Source organism: Nostoc sp. T09 (assembly GCF_002154695.1).
GTDB lineage: Bacteria > Cyanobacteriota > Cyanobacteriia > Cyanobacteriales > Nostocaceae > Aulosira.
In genome coordinates, this window is sequence record NZ_MTAV01000014.1 from 136,182 (window position 1) to 158,137 (window position 21,956).

At 41.5% G+C, this 21,956-nt stretch carries 20 protein-coding genes; 11 read left to right on the forward strand and 9 right to left on the reverse strand.

Translation table 11 applies throughout. The features are described from left to right. Window positions 1–102 precede the first annotated feature (102 nt). The 4 genes from BV372_RS05045 to BV372_RS05060 all read left to right on the forward strand — a co-directional run bounded on the left by BV372_RS05045 (window position 103) and on the right by BV372_RS05060 (window position 3,584). Window positions 103–999: a DUF4351 domain-containing protein gene (locus tag BV372_RS05045; protein ID WP_086684159.1), complete on the forward strand. Its 897-nt coding sequence runs from the start codon at window positions 103–105 to the stop codon at window positions 997–999. 99 nt (window positions 1,000–1,098) lie between these two features. After that, on the forward strand, window positions 1,099–2,118 hold the full coding sequence (locus tag BV372_RS05050; protein ID WP_086684092.1) for an ABC transporter ATP-binding protein: 1,020 nt from the start codon (window positions 1,099–1,101) through the stop codon (window positions 2,116–2,118). 132 nt (window positions 2,119–2,250) lie between these two features. After that, the gene (locus BV372_RS05055; RefSeq protein WP_086684095.1) at window positions 2,251–3,138 is read left to right on the forward strand and encodes an ABC transporter permease; all 888 of its coding nucleotides are present in this window, start codon (window positions 2,251–2,253) and stop codon (window positions 3,136–3,138) included. A 44-nt stretch (window positions 3,139–3,182) separates the two neighbouring features. After that, the gene (locus BV372_RS05060) at window positions 3,183–3,584 is read left to right on the forward strand and encodes a hypothetical protein (protein ID WP_086684098.1); all 402 of its coding nucleotides are present in this window, start codon (window positions 3,183–3,185) and stop codon (window positions 3,582–3,584) included. A gap of 94 nt (window positions 3,585–3,678) precedes the next feature. On the opposite strand, the gene BV372_RS05065 is transcribed toward BV372_RS05060, so the two are convergent. After that, window positions 3,679–4,116 (reverse strand): peroxiredoxin, encoded by a 438-nt coding sequence (locus BV372_RS05065; protein WP_086684101.1) that lies wholly within the window; start codon window positions 4,114–4,116, stop codon window positions 3,679–3,681. A 571-nt stretch (window positions 4,117–4,687) separates the two neighbouring features. On the opposite strand from BV372_RS05065, the gene BV372_RS05070 reads away from it, so the two are divergent. The 4 genes from BV372_RS05070 to BV372_RS05085 all read left to right on the forward strand — a co-directional run bounded on the left by BV372_RS05070 (window position 4,688) and on the right by BV372_RS05085 (window position 8,079). Further along, on the forward strand, window positions 4,688–5,092 hold the full coding sequence (locus tag BV372_RS05070; RefSeq protein WP_086684104.1) for an Npun_F0494 family protein: 405 nt from the start codon (window positions 4,688–4,690) through the stop codon (window positions 5,090–5,092). 290 nt (window positions 5,093–5,382) lie between these two features. Beyond that, window positions 5,383–6,858: a cobyric acid synthase CobQ gene (gene cobQ, locus BV372_RS05075; protein ID WP_086684107.1), complete on the forward strand. Its 1,476-nt coding sequence runs from the start codon at window positions 5,383–5,385 to the stop codon at window positions 6,856–6,858. 15 nt (window positions 6,859–6,873) lie between these two features. Beyond that, window positions 6,874–7,113, forward strand: a complete 240-nt coding sequence (locus tag BV372_RS05080; RefSeq protein ID WP_086684109.1) for a 2Fe-2S iron-sulfur cluster binding domain-containing protein — start codon at window positions 6,874–6,876, stop codon at window positions 7,111–7,113. A 120-nt stretch (window positions 7,114–7,233) separates the two neighbouring features. Beyond that, complete coding sequence (locus BV372_RS05085) at window positions 7,234–8,079, forward strand: hypothetical protein (RefSeq protein WP_143844972.1); 846 nt, start codon at window positions 7,234–7,236, stop codon at window positions 8,077–8,079. A gap of 284 nt (window positions 8,080–8,363) precedes the next feature. Here the strand turns inward: BV372_RS05085 and BV372_RS05090 are convergent, their stop codons facing one another. Together BV372_RS05090 and BV372_RS05095 are read right to left on the reverse strand one after the other, a co-directional pair. Then, window positions 8,364–9,083 (reverse strand): hypothetical protein, encoded by a 720-nt coding sequence (locus BV372_RS05090; protein ID WP_086684116.1) that lies wholly within the window; start codon window positions 9,081–9,083, stop codon window positions 8,364–8,366. A gap of 1,037 nt (window positions 9,084–10,120) precedes the next feature. Next, window positions 10,121–11,080: an aldo/keto reductase gene (locus BV372_RS05095; RefSeq protein ID WP_086684119.1), complete on the reverse strand. Its 960-nt coding sequence runs from the start codon at window positions 11,078–11,080 to the stop codon at window positions 10,121–10,123. A gap of 79 nt (window positions 11,081–11,159) precedes the next feature. Between BV372_RS05095 and BV372_RS05100 the strand changes: the two genes are divergently transcribed. Both BV372_RS05100 and BV372_RS05105 read left to right on the forward strand, forming a co-directional pair. Further along, window positions 11,160–11,759, forward strand: a complete 600-nt coding sequence (locus BV372_RS05100) for a DUF1802 family protein (protein WP_086684122.1) — start codon at window positions 11,160–11,162, stop codon at window positions 11,757–11,759. Between the two features lie 444 nt (window positions 11,760–12,203). After that, window positions 12,204–12,464: a hypothetical protein gene (locus tag BV372_RS05105; protein ID WP_086684161.1), complete on the forward strand. Its 261-nt coding sequence runs from the start codon at window positions 12,204–12,206 to the stop codon at window positions 12,462–12,464. A gap of 45 nt (window positions 12,465–12,509) precedes the next feature. Here BV372_RS05105 and ggt read toward each other — a convergent pair whose 3' ends face one another. The 6 genes from ggt to BV372_RS05135 form a co-directional block, all read right to left on the reverse strand. Further along, the gene (ggt, locus tag BV372_RS05110; RefSeq protein WP_086684125.1) at window positions 12,510–14,276 is read right to left on the reverse strand and encodes a gamma-glutamyltransferase; all 1,767 of its coding nucleotides are present in this window, start codon (window positions 14,274–14,276) and stop codon (window positions 12,510–12,512) included. Window positions 14,277–14,506: 230 nt separating this feature from the next. Further along, window positions 14,507–15,226 (reverse strand): phytochelatin synthase family protein, encoded by a 720-nt coding sequence (locus BV372_RS05115; protein ID WP_086684128.1) that lies wholly within the window; start codon window positions 15,224–15,226, stop codon window positions 14,507–14,509. A gap of 375 nt (window positions 15,227–15,601) precedes the next feature. Next, window positions 15,602–17,836, reverse strand: a complete 2,235-nt coding sequence (locus BV372_RS05120; protein ID WP_086684131.1) for a glycoside hydrolase — start codon at window positions 17,834–17,836, stop codon at window positions 15,602–15,604. Window positions 17,837–18,002: 166 nt separating this feature from the next. Further along, a complete protein-coding gene (locus BV372_RS05125) occupies window positions 18,003–18,233 on the reverse strand; it encodes a NifU family protein (protein WP_086684134.1) in 231 nt (76 codons plus the stop codon). 364 nt (window positions 18,234–18,597) lie between these two features. Then, entirely contained in the window at window positions 18,598–20,358 is a 1,761-nt protein-coding gene (locus BV372_RS05130) for a cell wall metabolism sensor histidine kinase WalK (RefSeq protein WP_086684137.1), read from the reverse strand. 170 nt (window positions 20,359–20,528) lie between these two features. After that, window positions 20,529–20,765, reverse strand: coding sequence for a hypothetical protein (locus tag BV372_RS05135; RefSeq protein WP_086684140.1), 237 nt, complete (start codon window positions 20,763–20,765; stop codon window positions 20,529–20,531). Window positions 20,766–21,535: 770 nt separating this feature from the next. Here BV372_RS05135 and BV372_RS05140 point away from each other — a divergent pair. Further along, the coding region (locus tag BV372_RS05140) for a transporter substrate-binding domain-containing protein (protein ID WP_143844974.1) at window positions 21,536–21,956 on the forward strand (421 nt) is incomplete at its 3' end.

Below are 21,956 nucleotides of genomic sequence, written 5' to 3' on the forward strand. Positions count from 1 at the left end.
AAAGCTTATATATTTAAGTAGCGATCGCTCTTCATTCAAATAGTTAAATATACTATCTTACTAATTAATATATGAATAAATAAAGTTAGTAAGCGATTGCCCTTGAGTTACGATAACACCTGCAAATACCTCGCAGAAACCTACCCAGCCGATTTTGCTAAATGGTTACTTGCATCTGAAACTTCAGATATCCAAGTACTCAAAACCGAACTGAACCTGGAACCGATTCGCGCTGATTCAGTGACTTTTTTGCAAATCTCTAACCAAATCCTGCATTTAGAGTTTCAAACTTCACCAGCATCCACACCCCCACTTGACTTTCGGATGCTTGATTACTACACCAGATTAAAACGCCAATACTGGTGCGATATTGAGCAAGTATTGATTTTTCTCCAACCCACCTCCTCAGAAATTGTTTTTAATACTCAATATGTAGACAGAAAAACCAGACACGAATATCGAGTAATTCGCTTATGGGAGGAAGATCCAACACCGTTACTAGCTAACCCCGCACTCCTACCCCTAGCGACATTAGCTAGAACCGACTCACCCGAAGACTTATTAGAACAAGTCGCTGCTGCTGTGGATATGATTGAGGTAACAGACGAAAAACAGAATATATCAGCTTGCGTACAGGTTCTAGCTGGTTTGCGATTTGAAAAGAATTTGATTAGACAGCTGTTTAGAGAGGAAATTATGCAAGAGTCTGTGATTTACCAAGATATTTTGCAAAAAGGATTGCAACAAGGCTTACAACAGGGATTACAACAGGGATTGCAACAGGGAGAAGAACTAGGAAAGAAACAGGAGGCACTAGAACTAATTCTTCGTCAGTTAATGCGTCGCTTTGGTGCAATTGAGTCGGAGACACAACAGCAGATTCGCGCTTTATCCATCACTCAGCTAGAGGAGTTAGCTGAGGCGCTGTTAGATTTCTCTAGCCAAAGCGATGTGGTGAATTATCTGGCGAATATTTCCCCAACTCAAACCAACCAATAAGATAAAGCAGCTGTATCGAAGCGATCGCCTCACCTAACACTACTCAACTACAATATAGATAGACTATGTTGAGATTTGTATCGTTGGGGATTAGCTGTCATGGCTCCCGCCGTTTTAATTCAAAATCTGCAAAAGCGCTATGGCACGGTTGAAGCCGTCAAAGATGTCTCCTTTGCGGTAGAACCGGGAGAAATCTTTGGCTTACTCGGCCCCAATGGCGCTGGCAAAACTACTACTCTGCGTGCTTTGTGTACACTCACCACACCGGATGCTGGCAAAATCGAAGTATCTGGAATCTCGGTGTTAGATAACCCCAGAGTGGCAAGACAAAAGCTTGGTTATGTCGCTCAAGAAGTCGCTTTAGATAAGGTGCTGACTGGTAGAGAACTGCTACAACTGCAAGCGGCGCTTTATCACCTCCCCAGCGCGGTAGGGAAACAGCGAATTGAGACGGTGTTAAATTTACTTAGTTTGCAAGAATACGCTGATAAAAAAAGCGGAACTTATTCTGGCGGTTTACGCAAACGCCTTGATTTAGCGGCTGGATTGCTTCATGCACCGGATGTTTTGGTGTTGGATGAGCCAACTGTAGGACTTGATATAGAAAGCCGCTTTGTAGTCTGGGAATTCTTGCGGAAGTTACGCGCCTCTGGAACCACGGTAGTAATTACTAGCCATTATTTAGAAGAGATTGACGCGCTAGCCGATCGCGTGGCGATTATCGATCGCGGCGTTGTCATTGCTGCTGGGACACCTTCGCAATTGAAGGATCAAGTAGGAGGCGATCGCATTACTCTCCGAATCCGCGAGTTTTCCCCTATTGAAGAAGCTGAAAAAGCCAAACACCTGTTGCAAGCTTTGCCATTAGTGCAGGAAGTAATTATCAACAGCGCTCAAGGTAATTCCCTTAACTTGGTAGTGACACCGCAGAATGATGCGCTGATCGCCATCCAACAAACCTTGAATACTGCTGGCTTGCCGATTTTTGGTATTGCCCAATCTCGCCCCAGCTTAGATGATGTTTACCTCGCCGCTACAGGACGCACTTTGATGGATGCGGAACTAGCAGCAGTAGCCAATCGCGATCCGAAGGCTGAGAAAAAGCAGAATATGAGATAGAGACTGGGGAAGGGAGATCAGGAGGACAAGGGGATAAAGGGGAAGCAGAGAAATTACAAATGACCAATGACTAATGCCCCATGCCCAATGACAAATGACCAATGACAAATGACAAATTAATCCCAAATTGTTATGAGCGTTACTCCTAAATCTGATATAAATTGGCAGCCAGCAACATCACCGCAAGGCTACGCTGATGCTACGCCTAATTTTTTTGGTGAATTAGTACAAGAGACTTTAGCTTTAACTCGTCGCTTGTTTATTCAACTGCAACGCCGTCCTTCAACTTTATTGGCGGGAATTGTTCAGCCTGTAATGTGGCTGGTACTATTTGGTGCATTGTTCCAAAATGCTCCTAAAGGCATTTTTGGCAGCACAACAAATTACGGACAATTCTTAGCTGCTGGTGTGATTGTTTTTACCGCATTTGCTGGGGCACTGAATGCGGGTTTACCAGTGATGTTTGACCGTGAGTTTGGCTTTTTAAATCGCTTGCTGGTAGCGCCTTTAGCATCACGATTTTCAATTGTCTTTGCTTCGGCAATCTTTATCATCAGTCAAAGTTTACTGCAAGCAGCGGTAATTGTTGCAGCAGCAGCATTTTTAGGCGCAGGTTTGCCAGATGTAGCTGGGTTGGGTGCGATCGCTTTAATTGTCTTTTTACTAGCTTTGGGGGTAACAGCTATTTCCCTTGGCTTGGCTTTTGCCCTTCCCGGACACATTGAACTGATTGCGGTAATTTTTGTTACTAACCTACCGCTATTGTTTGCCAGTACTGCTTTGGCACCTTTATCTTTTATGCCGAAGTGGTTGCAGGTTGTTGCTACTCTCAATCCTCTCAGTTACGCCATTGAACCAATTCGCTATCTCTATCTCCACGGTAATTGGAGCTTAGGTAGTGTAGTAATGCAAGCTCCTTGGGGTGCTGTTACTTTTGGCGAAGCATTACTGGTGTTACTTGGCTTTGCTTTGGTCGCCTTATTGAGCATTCAACCCCAACTTCGGCGAACTCTTGCTTAAGATATAAGCATGATTTCCTTGTAAAAAATTTAGGGAAAAATCCCATGAAAAAACCGTTATTACCCCTTGGCAAACTTGTACTTGCTACTGTGGCTGGAATTGGCTGCGCTTCCTTACTGATGGCTCAACCTAGTTTGGCTCAACTCAGTACTGTAGATTCCTTTCCTGGCGCAGATTCCAACCAGAATAATACCGATCCATTCTCCCGTGGCGGTAGTTCAGATTTCAATATGTTTGATCTGATTCATCGAGCTAATTTTGGGACTCTCAACTGGAACCCTGCGCAACAGAACCAACAATTAGACGAAGCAACCCTTGAATTTAAAAAAAGGCAACAACAGGCAATTCAAAATGGTGGCAAGGTAGGAACTACACCTCAAGCTTTGCCAATCATCAGGCTCCCAGAAAATACCCCTGCACAGCAGACAATACCAGCAAAAAACTAAAGGTATTGCAAACTTCTCTAAATACACCTTGCTTCCACCATTTTTAGTGGAAGCAAAGGTAAAAAAGTAATTATTAGCGATCGCGTGAAATCAACTATCGACCCAAAGCAGTTAGAACATCACTGGCGTGGGTAGCAGTGTTGACAGTTGAATCAACATGAATGATTTTGCCATTGGGGTCAATTACATAGGTGACGCGCTTGGCATAACCGCCACCATCAACATCGTAGGCTTTGATCAGGCTTTTATCAGTGTCAGCCAGTAAAGGAAAATTCAGATGATATTTAGCGGTAAATGCTTGATGGGAAGCTTCATCATCTGCACTCACGCCTAGTACTACAACATCTTTACCTTGATAATCGGATTGAGCATCCCGGAAGCTACAGGCTTGTTTGGTACATCCTGGAGTGTCATCTTTGGGGTAGAAATACAAAACCACTGTCTTACCCGCAAAATCTGATAAAGACACGGTGTTGCCGTTGGTGTCTTTAGCGATAAATTTAGGTGCGTCCGTACCAACTGCTAGAGGCATAAGTTTAGTGTTTTCTCAATCTTCAGGTTTAGTGCCAGAGTCAAGTTATTTTCAAGTAACCTTGTTTGACTTTTACCATTACTCGCAAAGTATAATTCAGTACCAAGATAAATTTTAATACTGTCATATTTGGAGCTTGGTTAAGTAGGAATAATGGTTACTTTGTTGCTTGAACCCACTTAATTTTATCAAAATTTCATAGCTTTTAAGAATTCTTAATAGGTCGTTCGTAGTTAGGTGTTCACTAGTGGGCACAGAGTAATTCAACAATTCACAATTACACTCGTTACTACATGAGATGCCTGGTGCGCAACAATACTGAGTATTTTAAAGATTTAATGTGAAATAGTATTTTGTAGCCTGTGATGCATTGAAGGAGAAATGACCAATGACAGTCTTCTTCTGTCGAAGACGCTGCGCGAATCCAAAAAAATGTGCAATTTGGAAGCCTATAAGCTTATAACGGTTTTGTGAGTTGCTTAATTTGGGATAGCTGAGATAGCTGGTGCTGTAAAACAGCTATATTAGTTCAGTCAAGCTATATCGAGCTAAAAATATCGAGATATCTAAAATGCCTGCTGTTGATTCCCAAAACCCAAAAACTTTTTCCTATCCTCAAAGTACTGTAGAACGAGCTGAGCGATCGCTAATTTGTTCTCCCTTCAATCCGGCTTTATTAGTAGCGATGCATCACCAAAGTGTGTCATTGAGTGCGATCGCTCAGGATAGCGGTATCAAGCATGGCTACACTCAACGTTCTTTATCAGAATTAGCTTGTGATAACGCCTTGGATTGGCTGATTGAAGTAGGTGTACTGCGGCGCGAAGTTGATGGCCAAGGAATTACGGATGGTTTTCGCCTCACACCCCTAGGTCAACAGTTAGCAGAAAAATACCAAAGTCAGAATTGGCGTCAGCCTTCATGGCGCGATCGCTTACAAAATGCTATGACTCGTTGGTTGAGATTGCCTTTTTAGAGTAGAAAACCAAAGAGTTAGGATAAAGAACTAAAAGGGAACAATATATACGCAAGCATCGACCCCCTTTATAAGGCCTTTACATCAGCCTCTGACTGAGTTTGTCCGGTGATTGTACGGTGTACATAGAAGATAAGAAGTACTAAAACATCCTCTGGGATTAGGGGCTGAATGCCCAGCCTTCAATGCTTCTATCAGCTTCCTAGCTTGTTAAATATTGACAAGCGGATTGCCAACTTACCGTTCACCCCTAAAATTCCACCCTTTATATTAAAAAACTGATAGTCATTATGAAATCAATTATGGTTGTGGGGACAACATCCCACGCAGGGAAATCACTGATAACTACAGCTATTTGTCGCATTCTGTCGCGGCGTGGCTGGCGAGTGGCTCCCTTTAAAGGCCAAAATATGGCTTTAAATGCTTATGTAACCGCTAGTGGTGGAGAAATTGGCTACGCCCAAGCAGTACAAGCGTGGGCGGCGGGAGTTGTGCCTTGGGTAGAAATGAACCCAATTTTATTAAAGCCCCAAGGGGATATGACCTCCCAAGTCATACTCAAAGGCAGGCCTGTAGGTAAAGTTAACGCCGCTGATTACTACGAGCAATATTTTGAACTGGGTTGGCGAACAATTGAAGAATCCCTACAGCATTTAGGTACAGAATTTGACTTACTGGTTTGCGAAGGTGCCGGTAGCCCTGCGGAAATCAACCTCAAGCACCGCGATTTAACAAATATGCGGGTAGCGAAATATTTGAATGCACCTACTATACTCGTAGTTGATATTGACCGTGGTGGTGCTTTTGCCCATGTAATTGGCACTCTAGAGTTATTAGACCAAGAAGAACGGGATTTAATTAAGGGTATTGTAATTAACAAGTTCCGCGGACAGCGCTCAATCTTAGAACCAGGGATAAAATGGTTAGAAGCACGGACTGGTATTCCGGTTATCGGTGTTATCCCCTACTTAGAACATATGTTTCCGGCTGAAGATTCTCTCGACCTGTTGGAGAGAAACTCACATAAAAGCCATGCTGACCTTGATATTGCAGTTCTCCGCTTACCGAGAATTGCTAACTTTACTGACTTCGATCCATTAGAATCGGAACCCACAGTCTCGGTGAGATACTTAAGCCCTAAGCAAGAATTAGGTCATCCAGATGCAGTAATTATCCCAGGCACAAAGACGACAATTGCTGACTTAATACTGCTACAAAAAAGCGGTATGGCAGAAGCGATACAAAACTATGCTGCTTCTGGTGGAACAGTTTTGGGCATCTGCGGCGGCTACCAAATGCTGGGTCAGATGATAGCCGATCCAGAAGGGATAGAGGGACAAGCTGGCAGATATAACGCATTGAATTTATTACCCATCAGAACCGTAATTACCGGACAGAAAATTGCCCGTCAGCGCCAAGTTAGCTCAAATTTTCCGCAAATGGGTTTACCAGTCTTTGGGTTTGAAATCCATCAAGGGCGATCGCGCATCGAACAGCAAGCAGATAGCCAAGCCTTCCAACCTCTGTTTGATGATGTAAATTTAGGTTTGGTGGATAGTTGCCAATCAGTTTGGGGTACTTATCTCCACGGAATCTTTGACAATGGGCCTTGGAGACGCGCTTGGTTAAATCGCCTGCGTCAACAACGGGGATTAAAATCTCTGCCTACGGGTGTTGCTAATTACCGAGAACAGCGTGAGCAGACTTTAGATTCCCTAGCCACGGAAATTGAAAACCATTTAGACTTAACGCCCTTTTTGTCCTAGGGAGGTTGGTGTTTCATGAGTGTTCGCGTCCAGTTTTTACCAGATGATGTCACAGTCAATGCTGAAGTGGGAGAAGCCCTCTTAGATGTAGCAGATCGGGCGGGGATATTTATCCCCACTGGCTGTCTTATGGGGACTTGTCACGCTTGTACTGTGGAATTAGAGGATGGAGATACTATCCGTGCTTGTATCACAGCCATACCACCAGGACGCGAACTATTAACTATTAATCTGTTTAGTGACCCAACTTGGTGATAGTTAGTGGTAGACATCGCCTCTCAACCACACCAGTAATAAACAGTTGCAGTGTAAAGCTGAAAGTGCTTTGCTCCAGACCATTGGATGGTTAATTTATATATTTAACTTTTACTAAATATGAATATTTTACAAATGTCGCTTATGACATTATACAGTGAGTTGGAAAAGATTTTTCGCCAACAAATATTAGATAGTTACCCTTCAGATTGGGACGAAGATTACATTACCAGGAAAATCTTGTTTGAATATAGAAAGCTATTTCGTAATATTCAAATTAACGGTTTTTCTTCTCTACCTGTCACTATTAACTCAGCAGCATATAAACTTATTGGAAATACAGAAACTCAATTTGGTGACATAGGCTTTATTGTAAAACTCACATATTCTGGGAGCCATTCTTTTGAAGGAGCGACTTCTCTTGAAGCCAAAAAGATACATAAAAATAAAAGAAGTTTTGAAGAAATTAAAGGTAAACAATTGAATAAAATTAGTAGTAAAATTCAATATCCTATGTTATTAATGTATGATAATAAGCCTATTAAGAAGTTTCATGACTATTCATTTTTTCCTACAACAACTAAACACAACCATGCAGTAGTTGTACCTATAAATATAGTAGAATCAATTATTAGAGAAATAAATCCATATTATATAGATAAAGATAAAAATTATAAGATTCCAATAGATGGAAATAGTATATATAAATTTTCTGTTCCCTTAGCTTATCAAATATTATTTAGATATTTTCGCGGACTAGATTTAGATTTTAACCAGGAATTAATCCGGAATCTGAAAGGTTATCAAAATCAAGATTTATCTTACTTGCAAGAAAGTAACTTACCTCAATATCTATTGGTTGTGTCCGTAAGTTATGGAGAAGCCGAAACTATGATAGACTTTGATATTAATACAGAAATTTTTACTGAAATAACATCCTCAGAACTAGATGAAGTTGAATTTTAAAAGTACTCCAAAATATTAAAATAAAATTTTTATTAGCTGAATGATATGAATTTACAGATTCATGGCATTTTCTAAATCAGCCTGAATTAATGGTTGATTATATAAATTATTTATAAAAACAATTTAACCGTGATTTTGCCAATGATTCCCTGAATGGCGTAGGAAATAGTTAGCCTTAGAAAACTGCCTGCTTAACATTCGCTCAAATTTTAATTTTTACTTTGTGAGCGATTCCCACCCTACGTTTCAGTGGGCAATTATGGCCAGAAATTCGCTGTAATTTTTTATTTAAAAATATATGACTTGGTTTCTTGCTCTATTGAATCACTAATAATCTCTGTTCCCATAGAAGGTTTGTCAAGATTTACTCTCACAAAATTTGTCTTGTCTAGTTCGGTAAATTTTTTGTCATTATTAGAGTCTTTAATAATTTTGAGAAATAAGGCGTTTTGGCTGGGAACAATCACCCAATTGAGGATTTGAGTATTATTTGGAGTAACTTGTACAAGATTTTTTCCTGATAAATCAGATAGATAGCCAACTATTGCATCTTCAAAACTGATTTTTTTATCTGCGTTTGTATCTTGTTCAAGAATTTTATATAACCAAAATCTTGTAGGTGTCTTAGCTGCTAGTTTTGTTTCTAAGAAATCGAAGGAATTTATAATTGCTTTTTTATTTAATAAAAGATGAGTTGCTCCATCTTGCTTATGATAAAAAATAAAGTTATGTAGTTTGTATTCTCTGCCAGAGGAACGAGAAACACTATAATTACTATCTTTCTCTTGACTTCGTTCTGGGAGGGTAACTGGAATCATCAGATAATCTGATTGCTCTTTAATGATTAAGTCGCCATAGCCGATATTTTGTGGCAGCTTTTGTTCTTCGGTAGCTTCAACCTGTGTCTGCTCTATTCTTCTGTTAGCAGTTGGCTCACAAGAGAAAGCAAATGTAGCTATAAAAATAGATATAGTAATTTTCTTCCAAAAACAATTAACAATCATTAAAATTTTCCAGTGAAATATTTTGCTGTCCTATTGTATTCTCAAAGGGAAGATTTCTCACCATCATAATAAAACAAGCCCACATTAGTGGGCTTGTTAATTATATGTAAGGTGGGTAAAGTACCTTAACCTCAATGGTATAGGTTTCTTGGGCACATTAACTATTTACTGTTAATGTTTCCTAGTCTTGCAACTAGCTTCTCAAGCGTAAATTCCGGCACTCCTAACCGTACTGAGTAATTATTATATCATCGCTTTTGAAAACTGCCACTATCAAATTCAAAGGGTACATCCACTTTCGGCAAATAGCCCCTCAGACTAGAAGGCTCAATATATATAATCCATGCAGGTGGATTTGGTTTTATAGCCGCGATTTCTCATCGCTTGGTGTTTCTTCTAAAAGTGGATGCTCCCAATTCAAAAACCTGGTCAATGGTGACCAGGTTCGCTCGAATTTACAGTTTTCAAATCGTTAAGCTTGTTAAGTGTTTGCAAAAATCTATAACTAGGGTGGACATTACAACTAGCAACTTCAGCATTTTTTGTTTTTCCGCTTTGGGATTTGGCTTTGCCTTTCTTAGAAAGACTGTATGCCACTTCACTATTAAGAGGCTGAAACTTGCTTGGGCTGATGACGGGAGACACCTGGTCACGTGCCCTTCGGTTTGGTTATGCTTTATCTGGTGTCCTATAAATACAATTTACCACTAGGATAATTAGCTGCAACCCTTTGTTTACCAAAGTTGATGTTTTGTTGAATTCTGCAATACAGATTAAAACTTTTACATAACCAAGTTTACTAATCTAATTGTGTAGGCTAGTATGCGATCCCCAAAAGCCTGAATTTAGATAAAATATGCCCTTAGCAGGATGTTTTGATTAATCAACAAAGAGAATCAAGCTTATTTAGATATGATGCAAATAAGCTTGGATAGTGCTTTGTGAGCAACGTCTAGAGTTAAAAGCCAAGAGTTACTTTAGACTCTTGACTTTCGACTATGGCAACAAGAAAATGTGCAATTTAAACGGGTATTGGCTTACCATTCCCACATCACATTACTCTCATCCAGGTGGTCAGTGACAATTCGCCCAATGGCATCGATTTCTGCAAGTTCAGCAGATGAAAGTTTAACTTCAGCAGCTAATGCATTGTCTTTTGCTTGTTGCGGATAACGCGCACCTGCGATCGCATTTGTTTGAGGTTGGGCAATTAACCAAGCTAGCGCTAACTGGGCAAGGGTGGCATGATGTTTCTCGGCTATCGGACGCAGTTTATCTAAAGCTTGTTGGGCGCGTTCAAAATTTTCTCTTTGAAACAACTTATTTTTAGCACGATTATCTGCTGGGTCAAATTTAGTTCCGCGAGCAAATTTACCTGTTAATAATCCTTGTGCTAAAGATGAATAAGCAAGAATGGAAATCTGATTTTCTATACAATAAAGCGTTAAATCTTTTTCTATCTGTCGCCAAAATAGAGAGTAAGGTGGTTGTAAACTATCAATCTGCCCATACTTGGCAGCTTCTGCTAGTTGATCGCGGGAAAAATTAGAAACACCAATGGCACGAATTTTACCTTGCTCTTTCAGTGAGTTGAGAGCATTCATTGTTTCTTCAATTGGTACAATTTCACTATTAAAAGCACCAGATGGCCAATGAATTTGGTAGAGGTCGATATAGTCGGTTTTGAGGTTTTTCAAAGAACCTTCACAAGCCTTTATCACTTGTTGAGACTTGAGATGGTTGGCAAAAACTTTTGTGGCATACTGCACGCGATCGCGCACATCAGATAAAGCTTCGGCTACAATACGTTCAGAATGTCCTTCCCCGTAGACTTCAGCAGTATCAATTGTGGTAATCCCAGCTTCAAATGCGGCTCGAATTGCTTTAATTGAGTCAGCATCTTCAATTCCTACCCACATTTTTTTACCAGCTTGCCAAGTTCCCATCAAGATAGGCGTGATTTCTACATCTGATTTTCCTAGTTTTCGCTTTTCCATAGTTGCTTCCTAATTCATCTCCCTGGATAGTTTTATACTGTAGCGGTCTTAGGGTGAAATTAAATCAGAGTTAAAGTAGATGTCGATGAATTTAACCACAAATTTCCATGCACTCAAAGAATGGGCTGTTGCTATTAATGCTTTAGAAAATGGCAATACTATTATGCTGCTCCGCAAAGGCGGTATCCATGAAAAAAATGGACGTTTTCAAGTTGCTCATAACCAGGTTTTGCTCTACCCTACATTTGAGCATCAACAAACTTTTTTGCTTAAACCTGAGTATGCCAATCTTGTCTGTCCAGTGACATCAGGGTGGCATCCTGAAACGGTTCGCATCGGTAGCTGGGCTGAAATTACTGATATTTTGCCAGTAAGTGATGAGTCAATAGTTAATAGCTTACTTCCTTTCCATATTTGGAATGAGCATTTTATTAGCGATCGCTTGAAATGGAAAGCCCGCCAGCCGCTATATATTCTCCTGTTGCGGACTTATAAACTATCCCAGGTGCAAGAAATTCCTTATCGTGCTGAATATGGTAGCTGCAAGTCTTGGATTGATTTAGATCAACCTATTAACATCCAATCAGCAGAACCAGTATTGTCTGAGTCTAACTATCAGCAATTAGTAGCAGAGATTCGGGGGATTGTTGGCGACAAGTTGTATGCCCCATCCTTCTAATACTCATATCGAGTCCTTTAAATCTTGCTACAGATAAAGACATGCGAACGTGCACAGATGAATCTGGAGCGAGATTTTGAGGGACGGCAACAATAGCTAGTATAAGTAATACAAACTGATGTAACCAGAAAAACAAATCATTTACACCTGAGGTCTAGCCTTAAATAGTAACTGTTGATACATACACTGGCAAAAACCGCAAGTACTATTGAGAAAACTTCACTCTAGATAATGGAAAAGGCATAGAAGTTGGTTAATGCTGTTTTTTGTATCTTACGGAAGGGGCCCGTTAAATTATAGGCTTGTGGGTAATTATCTGCTCCAAGGCAGTATTGAATTTAACAGTTATCCTTAAGGTACAACAAAATTATCCCACAAGAGTGATGCAGGTATTGACAAAAGTCTGCCAATATGCAATATATGCTTAACGCAAAGGAGTTTACCATGCAGCGACAAATGTGCTGGTTATCTAGTTCTATTGGTGATGGGGAGAAAATTTTGCATTTGCAGACCGCACCCAATCAACCTTGGCGTCCCTACACAGCTTTTAGGCAATACGCAGTGCCAGATTATCAAATACCAGGTGGCTCTAAAGGTTGGGCGACTTATCAAAAATTGCTCAAAGCTGGCTGGACATTGGTTCCTAGCGCACGCGCAAACGAGTTCGCCAGCAATTACTCAGAGTCAATGGTCCAAAATCAATAAGTCCACAGTTATTCGAGTAGACTGTGGACTTAATTTATTAACGCTTCAGAAACCTATTGGCGAACCTTCCCCCCGAGGATCGGCTGCTCCCTCTAACGTGTTATCTGCCGTCACGACGATCGCATTAGCATTGCCCCAAGGAGTTGCTTCTTTAATGTTGTGCCCGCGATCGCGCAAATTCTGTAAAGTGACAGCATCTAAACCCCAAGGTTCTACGCGCAACTCATCGGGAAGCCACTGGTGATGTATGCGTGAAGCAGAAACTGCTGCACCAGCATCCATGCCATATTCCAACACGTTGAGGATAACTTGCAACACTTGGGTAATGATAGTACTACCACCAGGCGCACCTACTGCCATGCGTAAGTGACCGTTTTCGGTGACAATTGTGGGTGTCATGCTAGATAGTGGCGTTTTGCGAGGTGCGATCGCATTCGCTTCGCTACCAACCAAACCAAAATAATTAGGGACTCCCGGTGCAACTGCAAAATCATCCATCTCGTTGTTCAGCATAATTCCAGTTCCTGGTGTTACCACACCAGCACCAAAGCCAAGGTTAATTGTAAAAGTTAGACTGACGGCATTGTGCTGTGCATCCACAACTGTCAGATGGCTGGTTTCGGAAGACTCGTATTTAGAACAAGCAGACAGTAGGGTAAAAGAACATTTTGATTGTTGAATTGTTTCAAGCCCAGGCTTCACCTCAGTTGAGGGTTGAGCTACTTTCATGTTGATTTGTTGACGCCGTTTTTTAGCGTAGACTGTGCTGATGAGTGGCTGTACAGGGACTTTGACAAAATCGGGATCGCCTAAATATTGCGAGCGATCGGCGTAAGCAATCTTCATCGCCTCCGCCATTAAATGTAAAGCATCAGGGTGATGCCATCCCCAGGATTTTAAATCGCTGTCCCCAATTATGTTTAAAATCTGCAATAGGTGAACCCCTCCCGAAGAAGGAGGTGGCATAGAGCAGACTTTAGCTTGATGAAAATTACTACAAATAGGAGTACGCCAGATTGGTTTGTAAGCTTTCAAGTCTGCCAGAGTAATTAGACCACCGTTTTTTGCCATATCTGCGGCGATCGCTTGGGCAATATTGCCAGTATAAAAACTTTGGGGATTCTGGGCAATTGACTTTAAAGTTTTAGCTAAATCACGCTGTACTAATTTTTCTCCTGGTTGGTAATATTCGCCATTGCGAGTGAATATTTCCCGCGCCGCCGGATTGCTGAGAATTACCTGTTTGCGATCCTCGTAGGCTGGTAAAGAACGGAAAGTTACCAAACGACTAAGAGTAAAGCCATCTTGAGCGAGAGCGATCGCAGGCTGTACCACTTCTCGCCAAGGCAGCTTACCATAACGACGATGCACTTCATACATTCCCGCCACCGTCCCTGGTGTCGCTACAGCTAAATAACCATTCACACTTGCATTTGGACGCACCTTACCTTGTGCATCTAAGTACATATTTTTTGTAGCATTTAGCGGTGCGCGTTCCCGGAAATCCAGCGCTTTCATCTCGCCAGTTTTCTCGGAATGCATCAGCAAAAATCCACCGCCGCCAATTCCCGCAGAAAAAGGCTCTACCACAGAAATTGCGAAGGTTGTGGCGACTGCCGCATCAACTGCATTGCCACCCTTGCGTAACATAGAAATACCTGCCTCACTTGCTAAGGGATGCGCTGATACCACCATCCCTTTTTTGTTGCGTAGAGGTATCGTAAAGGCAGCTGATACAACTTGGCACTGAAGCAGAACGCTAAGAGAAAAGACCGCGATCGCAACTCGTTTATATTTAGTAAAAACACGCATTTTGAAGCAATATAAAGAATATTTCTCAGCGTACATGGAAATACCTTTTATGCCCAAGTTTTATTGATTCAATATAAATTTAGTTCAATCAATTTTGGAACCCAAACTAGAGACTTGGCATAATTTTTGCTGCTACTATGCTGTAGGTAACTGGCATAGTACCCAAAAATGCCTAAATTTTGTCTTGTAAATTTTACTCAAACTAGATTTATCCAAGCTTGATAAAGCTATTAATTCTTACTCACAAAGACAAATCCTCTTGTTTTACCTGAAGACTGATCGAGGGTTGCCATTGCCTTCCACAGTTCTTCTGCTTTAACCCAAACAGGCGGATATTTGTAGCGAGAAACATCTAGGATTAAAAATCTATCTGTTTGTCTATTATATGCAGCTAAGGGAGAAATATGACCACCTTTTTCCTGACCAATTGCCTTGCGTAAATAATTAGCTATAAGGAAATTACCAGGTTGTTGTAAATTTTCTGATGCTAGTTTACGAAAGTTATCTAAACTAATATCGGCAGCATGGTAAACTCTAACTTTTAAACCGTAACTTCCTAATAACCCTCCTAACTGATCTAACGTCATACCGTTACGAGAGACATCCTCAGCCGCGATCACTGTTTTAGTTTTTTCATTGCTAAAAAAGTTTTCTTGGGTAAACACTCGATATGGTTTGTATTGTGTTGCTTCTGGTGCAGGAATTCCCAAGCTGTTCAGCACCATCACAATACTTGCAACTCCACAATAGGCTTGATTATTTTGGGTAACAAACTGGCTACTAAGCGGAAAAAAATCTTCTCTCGATTGACTTTCAATTAATAATGTTTCACCTTCTTGTGAGTTGAAATTAATTAAATTAGGCGGAAGAGAAAGTGTCTGAGCTAATACAGTTCCGCTACTCAAACAAACACCTAATAAGAAAAATCTGATAAATAATTTTGGAATCATATTTTAAAATCCAGTAAAGTTATACAGCTATCCAATTTGATTTGTAAAAATCACTCATAGAGGTTGGAAATACGGAACAGAAAAGAAGAGAAATTAAAGTATAAGGAATTTGTTCAAAAATCAAATAAGAATTTTATATGAGCGTTTGATTTTATTTAGTATAAATTCTGATTAAAGTAGGAAGCACTTATACAAATATGAATTTGTATTAAATTATTTCCTATTATTAAATACAAAAAAATTTAGGCTGTGGGTGGTTTACAGATTTGCCCCCTGTAATTAGAAGACACTGATTCTCAAACCTTGGCAGCAAAAGGCTTGCTTCGCGTCTTTGCGTAATCTTCTATCAGAGGGCGTTTTCCTACTCGATCCCAATTAAGGAACTTCAATTGGAATTAAAGCATTTTCTGGCAGATAGCCGCAGAACTGCCCTTCATCTGACAATACAAAAATCAGACGTAGGGGGTAATCTGGTGGAACTTGTAAATCTGCCCACGGTATCGCCACTTCTAAACAAGTGTTAAAAGCTACTTGAGCGCGGCTAAACCGGGGATGCCATTGATAATTGTCTGCCGCTTCCCGAAACTGAATCGATTGCGTTAGTAAGTTAATCTCCAGATGGTGATGAAACAGGTAATTAACTGGCGCGGTATCTGGCACATCTGCCAAGGGAATTGGACTATTAAGCATGGTTTTGTCAGGATAGAACCATAGCAAATTCAACTCTGCTGGAAAACCTCTCCCTGGGACAACGCCACTTTTTAAGTCCACTCGCAAATAAAAATTCAGGTGATCTACCCCATACCAAAGCCGCTGGATGGGACTGCTGCTGTGCATTGTTCCCCGTGCGCCGCCTATTTCGATGCGTCCAGCTTTGTCCCAGTCCTGTTCATCACCCTTACCATCAATGACAGGATGAATAAACCCTTGTGGAGTATGGTCTGTCCGCGCTGCGTGTACCTCTACTGGTTGCCTGAGATAGGGTGGTACAGGTTCATTTAACGCCTTGTAAATGCCATAGAGATGTTCCCGAAACAACTGGTCAAAAATTGCATCCTGATTTGAGGAATGTCCTTCGCCAAACCACCAGAACCAGTCAGAACCTTCTGCGGCATACAAAGCTTCCCATGCTTCCGGGTTATTTTCTTCTGTCGCCTCTGGGTGACTTGCAAGAGTTTCCCTAGCTTGTGTGAGGTAGTCCCAAGCACGATTTTTGGCAGGGTCGCCAATCCAGGTGGTAAAGCTGCCATCTACCCAAGAACCGCTATGTAGTTGTTCTCCGGGGATAGTTGCTGTGGCGGGAAATTGTTCTAGAAATTCGGAGACGGTGACAAGTTTTAGGTGGGGTTCGTTGCTGAGGGTTTGATATAAGGCTTCTAGGAAAGGTTTGCCGTCTTGGGGATAAAATTCCCAGCAATTTTCTCCATCCAAGGCAATGGTAACTAACCAAGGTTGGTCACTTTGCCTGTCTCTTTGCATTTTAGCGATCGCTTGTAGGTGTCCTACTAAATCTGCTGCTGCCTGTTTTGCTGGCATTGCTCCATAAGTAAAGCCAATCAAATCTGATAATCTGTGATCGCGAAATACAATTGCTAAATCACCTGCTGGAGTTTCTAGGCGATAGGGTCGGTATAGTAGTTCTGGTTCCTCAACATTCCCCGCCCCATCGCGATGGAAAAAGTGTTTCAGCGTCCATCCTAAGACAGCTTCATCCGAGCAAATCCACTTAAAACCTTGTTTAATAATATACGGTAATATTTCTGGACTAACTGACTGTTCTGAAGGCCATAAACCACGCGGTTCCTGCCCAAAGCGGTCTGTATATAACTCCCAAGCTTTTTCTAAGTGGCGGGGAATGTCTTCTGCCCACTGGAAGCGTCGTTCTGGCAAATTCATCTGCGGTACAGCGACGCGACCGGAATTTGTATCAGCTAGTAAGGGCAAAATCGGGTGGGTGTAGGGGGTAGTTGTGACTTCTAGCTGCCCTGCTGCTTGCATTTTCCGGTGTTGGGGGATAATGCGGCTGAGAATTTCTCTTTGTTTAGAATAAATGCGTTGGCGATCGCTTAAAGTAAAATTTCGACCTTGCTTTAACCAACTGGCAATTTCTGGGTCGTCCCAAAACAGCGGATCGATCCACGCCAAATTGTGCCAAGCTAGCAAATCGCTGTAATCTTGCAGTTGCCAATTCTCCAAACACCAAGCTTGACCTTGTTCCTGCCTTTGATGATACAACTGGCCATAGCGAGGATGGGGGTCAATCAAGGTGTGATGATTGGCATCAAAAAAGTGTTGGACAATAAATTCCCGCTGTTGCTGAGTTAGTTGTTCCGCTGGTGTCAAACTGGCTGTGAGATAGGGATCGAAAGCCGTACCCGCAATGTAATCTTCCAGTTGCAATATCAGAGATGGAACCAAATTAACTGTTTGGTGTAACTTCGGATACCGCTCTAGGAGTAACACCAAATCCAGATAATCCTTGGTGCCATGCAACCTGACCCAAGGTAAGCGGTACTGTTGGCTGGAAGATAACGAAACGCCGCTGCCAGGAGATTTGTACAGCGGCTGATGTTGATGCCAGATAAAGGCGACGTAAAGAGGTTGGGTCATAGGGAATAATAGGGTATTGGGCAATGGGGATTGGGGATTGGGGATAAGGGGTATTGGGGATTGGATACTGAGTACTAAGATTGGGGATTGATAATTAGGAAAAGAATTTTCCCGTCCCTAGCCTCTAGCCCCTAGCCCCTATTCCCTAATCCCCAGCACCCAGTCCCTAGATAACTTGCTCTACTTCAGCAATTTCGGGAATCATTTCCCGCAGGCGGCGCTCAATACCCATTCTTAAGGTCATGGTAGAGCTAGGACAAGAACCGCAAGCTCCTTGCAACCGCAATTTGACCACAGGCCCATCCAGTTCTACTAATTCCACGTTGCCGCCATCAGACATTAGGTAAGGGCGCATTTCATCTAATACAGTTTCTACGTTGTCAGTTGTCAGTTCCATAGTTTTAGACCTGTAAGTTAACCGAGGATATGGGGAATTAGTCTACAGTAGAGCTAAAGCACAACTGTCAAGCTATTTCCCAAAATTTTATTTTCTTGCCTTGTTAAAACGATCCTAGATCTAATTGCAGCTAGTTGTTAGTTATTGGTAGCCAGTTATCTGTTTGTGATGACTTTAGGCTATAGCAAAAATCTCTAAATCTAGAAGCTGTATTGGATGATATCTCTAATCTTGTGCCGCTGTACTGTACTAGCTTTATGAGTATTCGAGTTGCGGAATACCGCATTGTAGCGACTCGCATTGTAGCTAGCAGTAGCCGATCAATTCTTAAATCTAATTGAGAATTCTAACATTAGACACTTGACTAACAGATGCTATTTTGTAGATCGTTGTCAGTGGATGTAACGAGTACTGGCTGTTGATACAAGGGTACTGTAAATGTCACTGTGGAGCCAAGTCCTTCACCTAGACTATAAAAATGTACCTCACCACCCATTGCCTCTACTAGCTTCTGGGAGATTGCCAATCCCAAACCTGTACCACCATACTGGCGGGTGCGAGAGCCATCAACTTGAGAAAATAATTGAAATAGTTTATCTTGTTTGTCTAAAGAAACACCAATACCAGTGTCTGCTACGCGTACTCTCACCATGCCAGGGTATTCTTGCCCTTGGAGTTTTGCCTTTTTGATGGCGATATCGGCGCTGATAGTTATACCGCCTTCTTGGGTAAATTTAATGGCATTACCTACTAAATTGAGCATTACTTGTAGCAGCCGTTGGTAATTGCCTTGAACAATAATTTCATCTGAGGTAATAGGCATTTGCATCCGGAAGCTCAGGTTTCTCATCTCGGCTTGAGGACGCATAAAATTGTCTACATCACCGAATAACTCAGCTAATTGAACAGGAGCACAATCTAGGTCCATTTTGCCAGCTTCGATTTTGGCAATGTCCAAGATATCGTTGATGATGTTCAGCAAATGAATCGATAAGTGGTGAGCCTCTTTGAGAAATTGATGTTGTTCTTCGGGATCGTCTGCCATCCCCTCCAAAATCAGCTTCAAAAATCCAATCATGCCGTTAAGAGGAGTACGAATTTCATGGGAGACATTGGCAAGAAACTCGCTTTTAAGACGGGAGGCATCTTCAGCTTTTTGACGGGCTGCTTCTAGTTCTTTGTATAAAGTAGCATGAGCGATCGCTGTTCCCAGCTGATCCGCGACCTCTTTGGCTAGTTCGATTTCTGCATCTGTCAACGGGTAGCATTCATCCCGCAGATTCAATGCTACCAATCCATTTGCTTGGTCTTGATAGGATGTAGCCACCACTAAAATTTTCTGGTGTGGACAAAGACTATATCCTGGTACTTCCATGACTATCGGTTCTAAGGTAGCCAAGGCTTGGGCAAAGGCAGGCTCAGTACCTAAATCTATGTCTACGCCTAGGAGGGATTTGCACTCTGGCTGGTGATACTCTGCTATTACCCGCACTTTTGGGCTAAAAGGCTGGTAGGGACAAATAATACAGCGTTCTAGCCGGAGCACTTTCCCCAAACTATCAACTGTTTGCTGCCAAATAATGTCTAGATCCAGGTTGCGGCGAATATTTTTGGTAATTCGATTCACCAGTTTTTGGTGTCGCTGTGAGCGTAAAGCCAACTCTATCTGTGTAGGTGTTTTTGTGATTACATCTACTTTGCCTCTGTTGACTTTAGCTTGCACTAAGCGTCCCATTACCAAAACAGTGCTAGCCGCTTTACCCAATTGCGGCATAATCGGAGTGATTACCAATTCCAACTCAAACAACTCCTGGCCGCAACTAAACCAGCACTGCAATTTTTCCGGCACCAAACTTGTCAAAATCCGGTGCAACCGCTCCAAATAAGCAACCTTATCCACTGGGTCGAAGGTTGCCTCATCATTGAACTCATCAATTATTTGGTCAGGATCTAACCCCAGAAGCTCACTGTGCTGCCAACAAAAAGTCAGGTAACGCCCTGATCCATCTTGTGTATATACCAACTCAGCTCCTAGAGTTGGTAGCAGGTAATCAGTCGGATTATTAATAGAGTTTCGATTCTGGGAGAATAAGTACGGCAATTGAGAATTGGCAGTAATAGTCATTATCGAGTTGGATAGACAAATAGCAGCCGACAACATTATTACTAAAGCTGCTTAAAGTTTGGCATAAATTATTACAGCTTTGGAGTTTTTATTTGAAGTTTTGGTAATTCTGCGAGCCTAAGTTGCAAATTTTACATTTTTTTGATTTTATGTTTACACTTTATTTATATTTAATCGTTCCATTCTCCCCGGGGTGGAATAGGAGCGCGTACAGGGGTACGTGTCAGTTCATCATCTCTGGGAACTTCACCCCGCAACCATTGCCGAATCGCTACTTCAATGACTTTACTCGGGTCGTTAGTTAAATGCTGAATTTGCTCTACTAACTCAGAGTCTAGGCGGACGGCAATTTCTACCTTATCGACTTGTCTGTGTTCCGCATCGGTAGCTTTTTCTTTCATATTCATAGGTTTATATACTCAGAAATTGTTGTGTCAAAAGCTTTGTAACGCAGTACTATTATGAATTTCGGCTTAGTTTACTGACAAATGTAAAAATTTATAGTTACATAGTTCCCCGAAATTTTACCAAAGTAACAGCTTCTGCTTGCAAGTGGCAATTTTCATAGAAGTCACCATACAGTAGCTTTCTAGAAGTTTTGTCAGTAAATCAATTGTTACGGGCAATTACGGGTTAAATTACCCATGATCTCTACACTATGTACTTATACATATTTATTGTACGCTTCTGGTTGATCAATACCAGCAGCTAAAAATAGACTTTTACAGATTCTTTTTGCTCGATGAGAAATCAGGCAGTTCCAATGAAACAATTTCACCACAATGCATTGGGCTGAGGGTATGTACATCGATATTTGACGAAGTAGTATTTCAATACAGAGGACAAGAGGTGAGTCCAGCACTGCAAGAAGATAAGGATTAAAAGACAGATACAGCAATTTTCAAGTTAGTGAAGTACAGATCCTAAGCCTCAAACCCAAGCATAAAGACTGTTTTACTTCTAAATTCTGAATTCTAACTCCTGAATTCTGCTGTATACGTCTAGAGCCGACTTCTCTTAGGGTAGAAATAACAATTTGAGAAATTTTGCGTCATTCCTGGCAATTTTATGCCAACAGAACCAGAAACGAAACCCAACAATTAACGTTTAATGTTGAAAAAAGCACCTCAACAGGAGTTAAGTTGTTTGCTGACGGGGGTTTATCGGAGAAATTCTGATGCAGACAAAAAAAGTCAGGCGATTAGCGATGTTGTTTGCAGTCATGCTAGTAATCAGCATCATCGCAGGTCATAGCCATTCTCTGAAAGCTGCCTCATCTTTAGGCAAGGACACGCTGACGATGATAACTTCACCAGATTACCCACCTTATGAGTTTTATGATACTCAGGGTGGTGAAAGGCAAATCGTTGGCTTTGATATAGATATTGCCAAGAACCTAGCTCAAAAATTGGGGTTTAAACTCCAGGTCATGGAATCTGATTTTAATGGATTAATTCCCGCACTCCAAGCAAATCGAGCTGACTTTGTGATGGCGGGGATGACTCCGACGCCAGAACGTCAGAAAAATGTGGATTTTTCTAATAACCCAAGTTGCGGGTTATCGAATGATGTGTGCTTGTCACCCCTCAACAATTTAT

Bases quoted from the DNA above. Each gene is read 5' to 3' on its own strand.
- BV372_RS05050 (WP_086684092.1), top strand. From the start codon at position 1,099: ATGGCTCCCGCCGTTTTAATTCAAAATCTGCAAAAGCGCTATGGCACG.
- BV372_RS05055 (WP_086684095.1), top strand. From the start codon at position 2,251: ATGAGCGTTACTCCTAAATCTGATATAAATTGGCAGCCAGCAACATCA.
- BV372_RS05060 (WP_086684098.1), top strand. From the start codon at position 3,183: ATGAAAAAACCGTTATTACCCCTTGGCAAACTTGTACTTGCTACTGTG.
- BV372_RS05065 (WP_086684101.1), bottom strand. From the start codon at position 4,116: ATGCCTCTAGCAGTTGGTACGGACGCACCTAAATTTATCGCTAAAGAC.
- BV372_RS05070 (WP_086684104.1), top strand. From the start codon at position 4,688: ATGCCTGCTGTTGATTCCCAAAACCCAAAAACTTTTTCCTATCCTCAA.
- cobQ (WP_086684107.1), top strand. From the start codon at position 5,383: ATGAAATCAATTATGGTTGTGGGGACAACATCCCACGCAGGGAAATCA.
- BV372_RS05080 (WP_086684109.1), top strand. From the start codon at position 6,874: ATGAGTGTTCGCGTCCAGTTTTTACCAGATGATGTCACAGTCAATGCT.
- BV372_RS05085 (WP_143844972.1), top strand. From the start codon at position 7,234: ATGAATATTTTACAAATGTCGCTTATGACATTATACAGTGAGTTGGAA.
- BV372_RS05090 (WP_086684116.1), bottom strand. From the start codon at position 9,083: ATGATTGTTAATTGTTTTTGGAAGAAAATTACTATATCTATTTTTATA.
- BV372_RS05095 (WP_086684119.1), bottom strand. From the start codon at position 11,080: ATGGAAAAGCGAAAACTAGGAAAATCAGATGTAGAAATCACGCCTATC.
- BV372_RS05100 (WP_086684122.1), top strand. From the start codon at position 11,160: ATGTCGATGAATTTAACCACAAATTTCCATGCACTCAAAGAATGGGCT.
- BV372_RS05105 (WP_086684161.1), top strand. From the start codon at position 12,204: ATGCAGCGACAAATGTGCTGGTTATCTAGTTCTATTGGTGATGGGGAG.
- ggt (WP_086684125.1), bottom strand. From the start codon at position 14,276: ATGCGTGTTTTTACTAAATATAAACGAGTTGCGATCGCGGTCTTTTCT.
- BV372_RS05115 (WP_086684128.1), bottom strand. From the start codon at position 15,226: ATGATTCCAAAATTATTTATCAGATTTTTCTTATTAGGTGTTTGTTTG.
- BV372_RS05120 (WP_086684131.1), bottom strand. From the start codon at position 17,836: ATGACCCAACCTCTTTACGTCGCCTTTATCTGGCATCAACATCAGCCG.
- BV372_RS05125 (WP_086684134.1), bottom strand. From the start codon at position 18,233: ATGGAACTGACAACTGACAACGTAGAAACTGTATTAGATGAAATGCGC.
- BV372_RS05130 (WP_086684137.1), bottom strand. From the start codon at position 20,358: ATGACTATTACTGCCAATTCTCAATTGCCGTACTTATTCTCCCAGAAT.
- BV372_RS05135 (WP_086684140.1), bottom strand. From the start codon at position 20,765: ATGAATATGAAAGAAAAAGCTACCGATGCGGAACACAGACAAGTCGAT.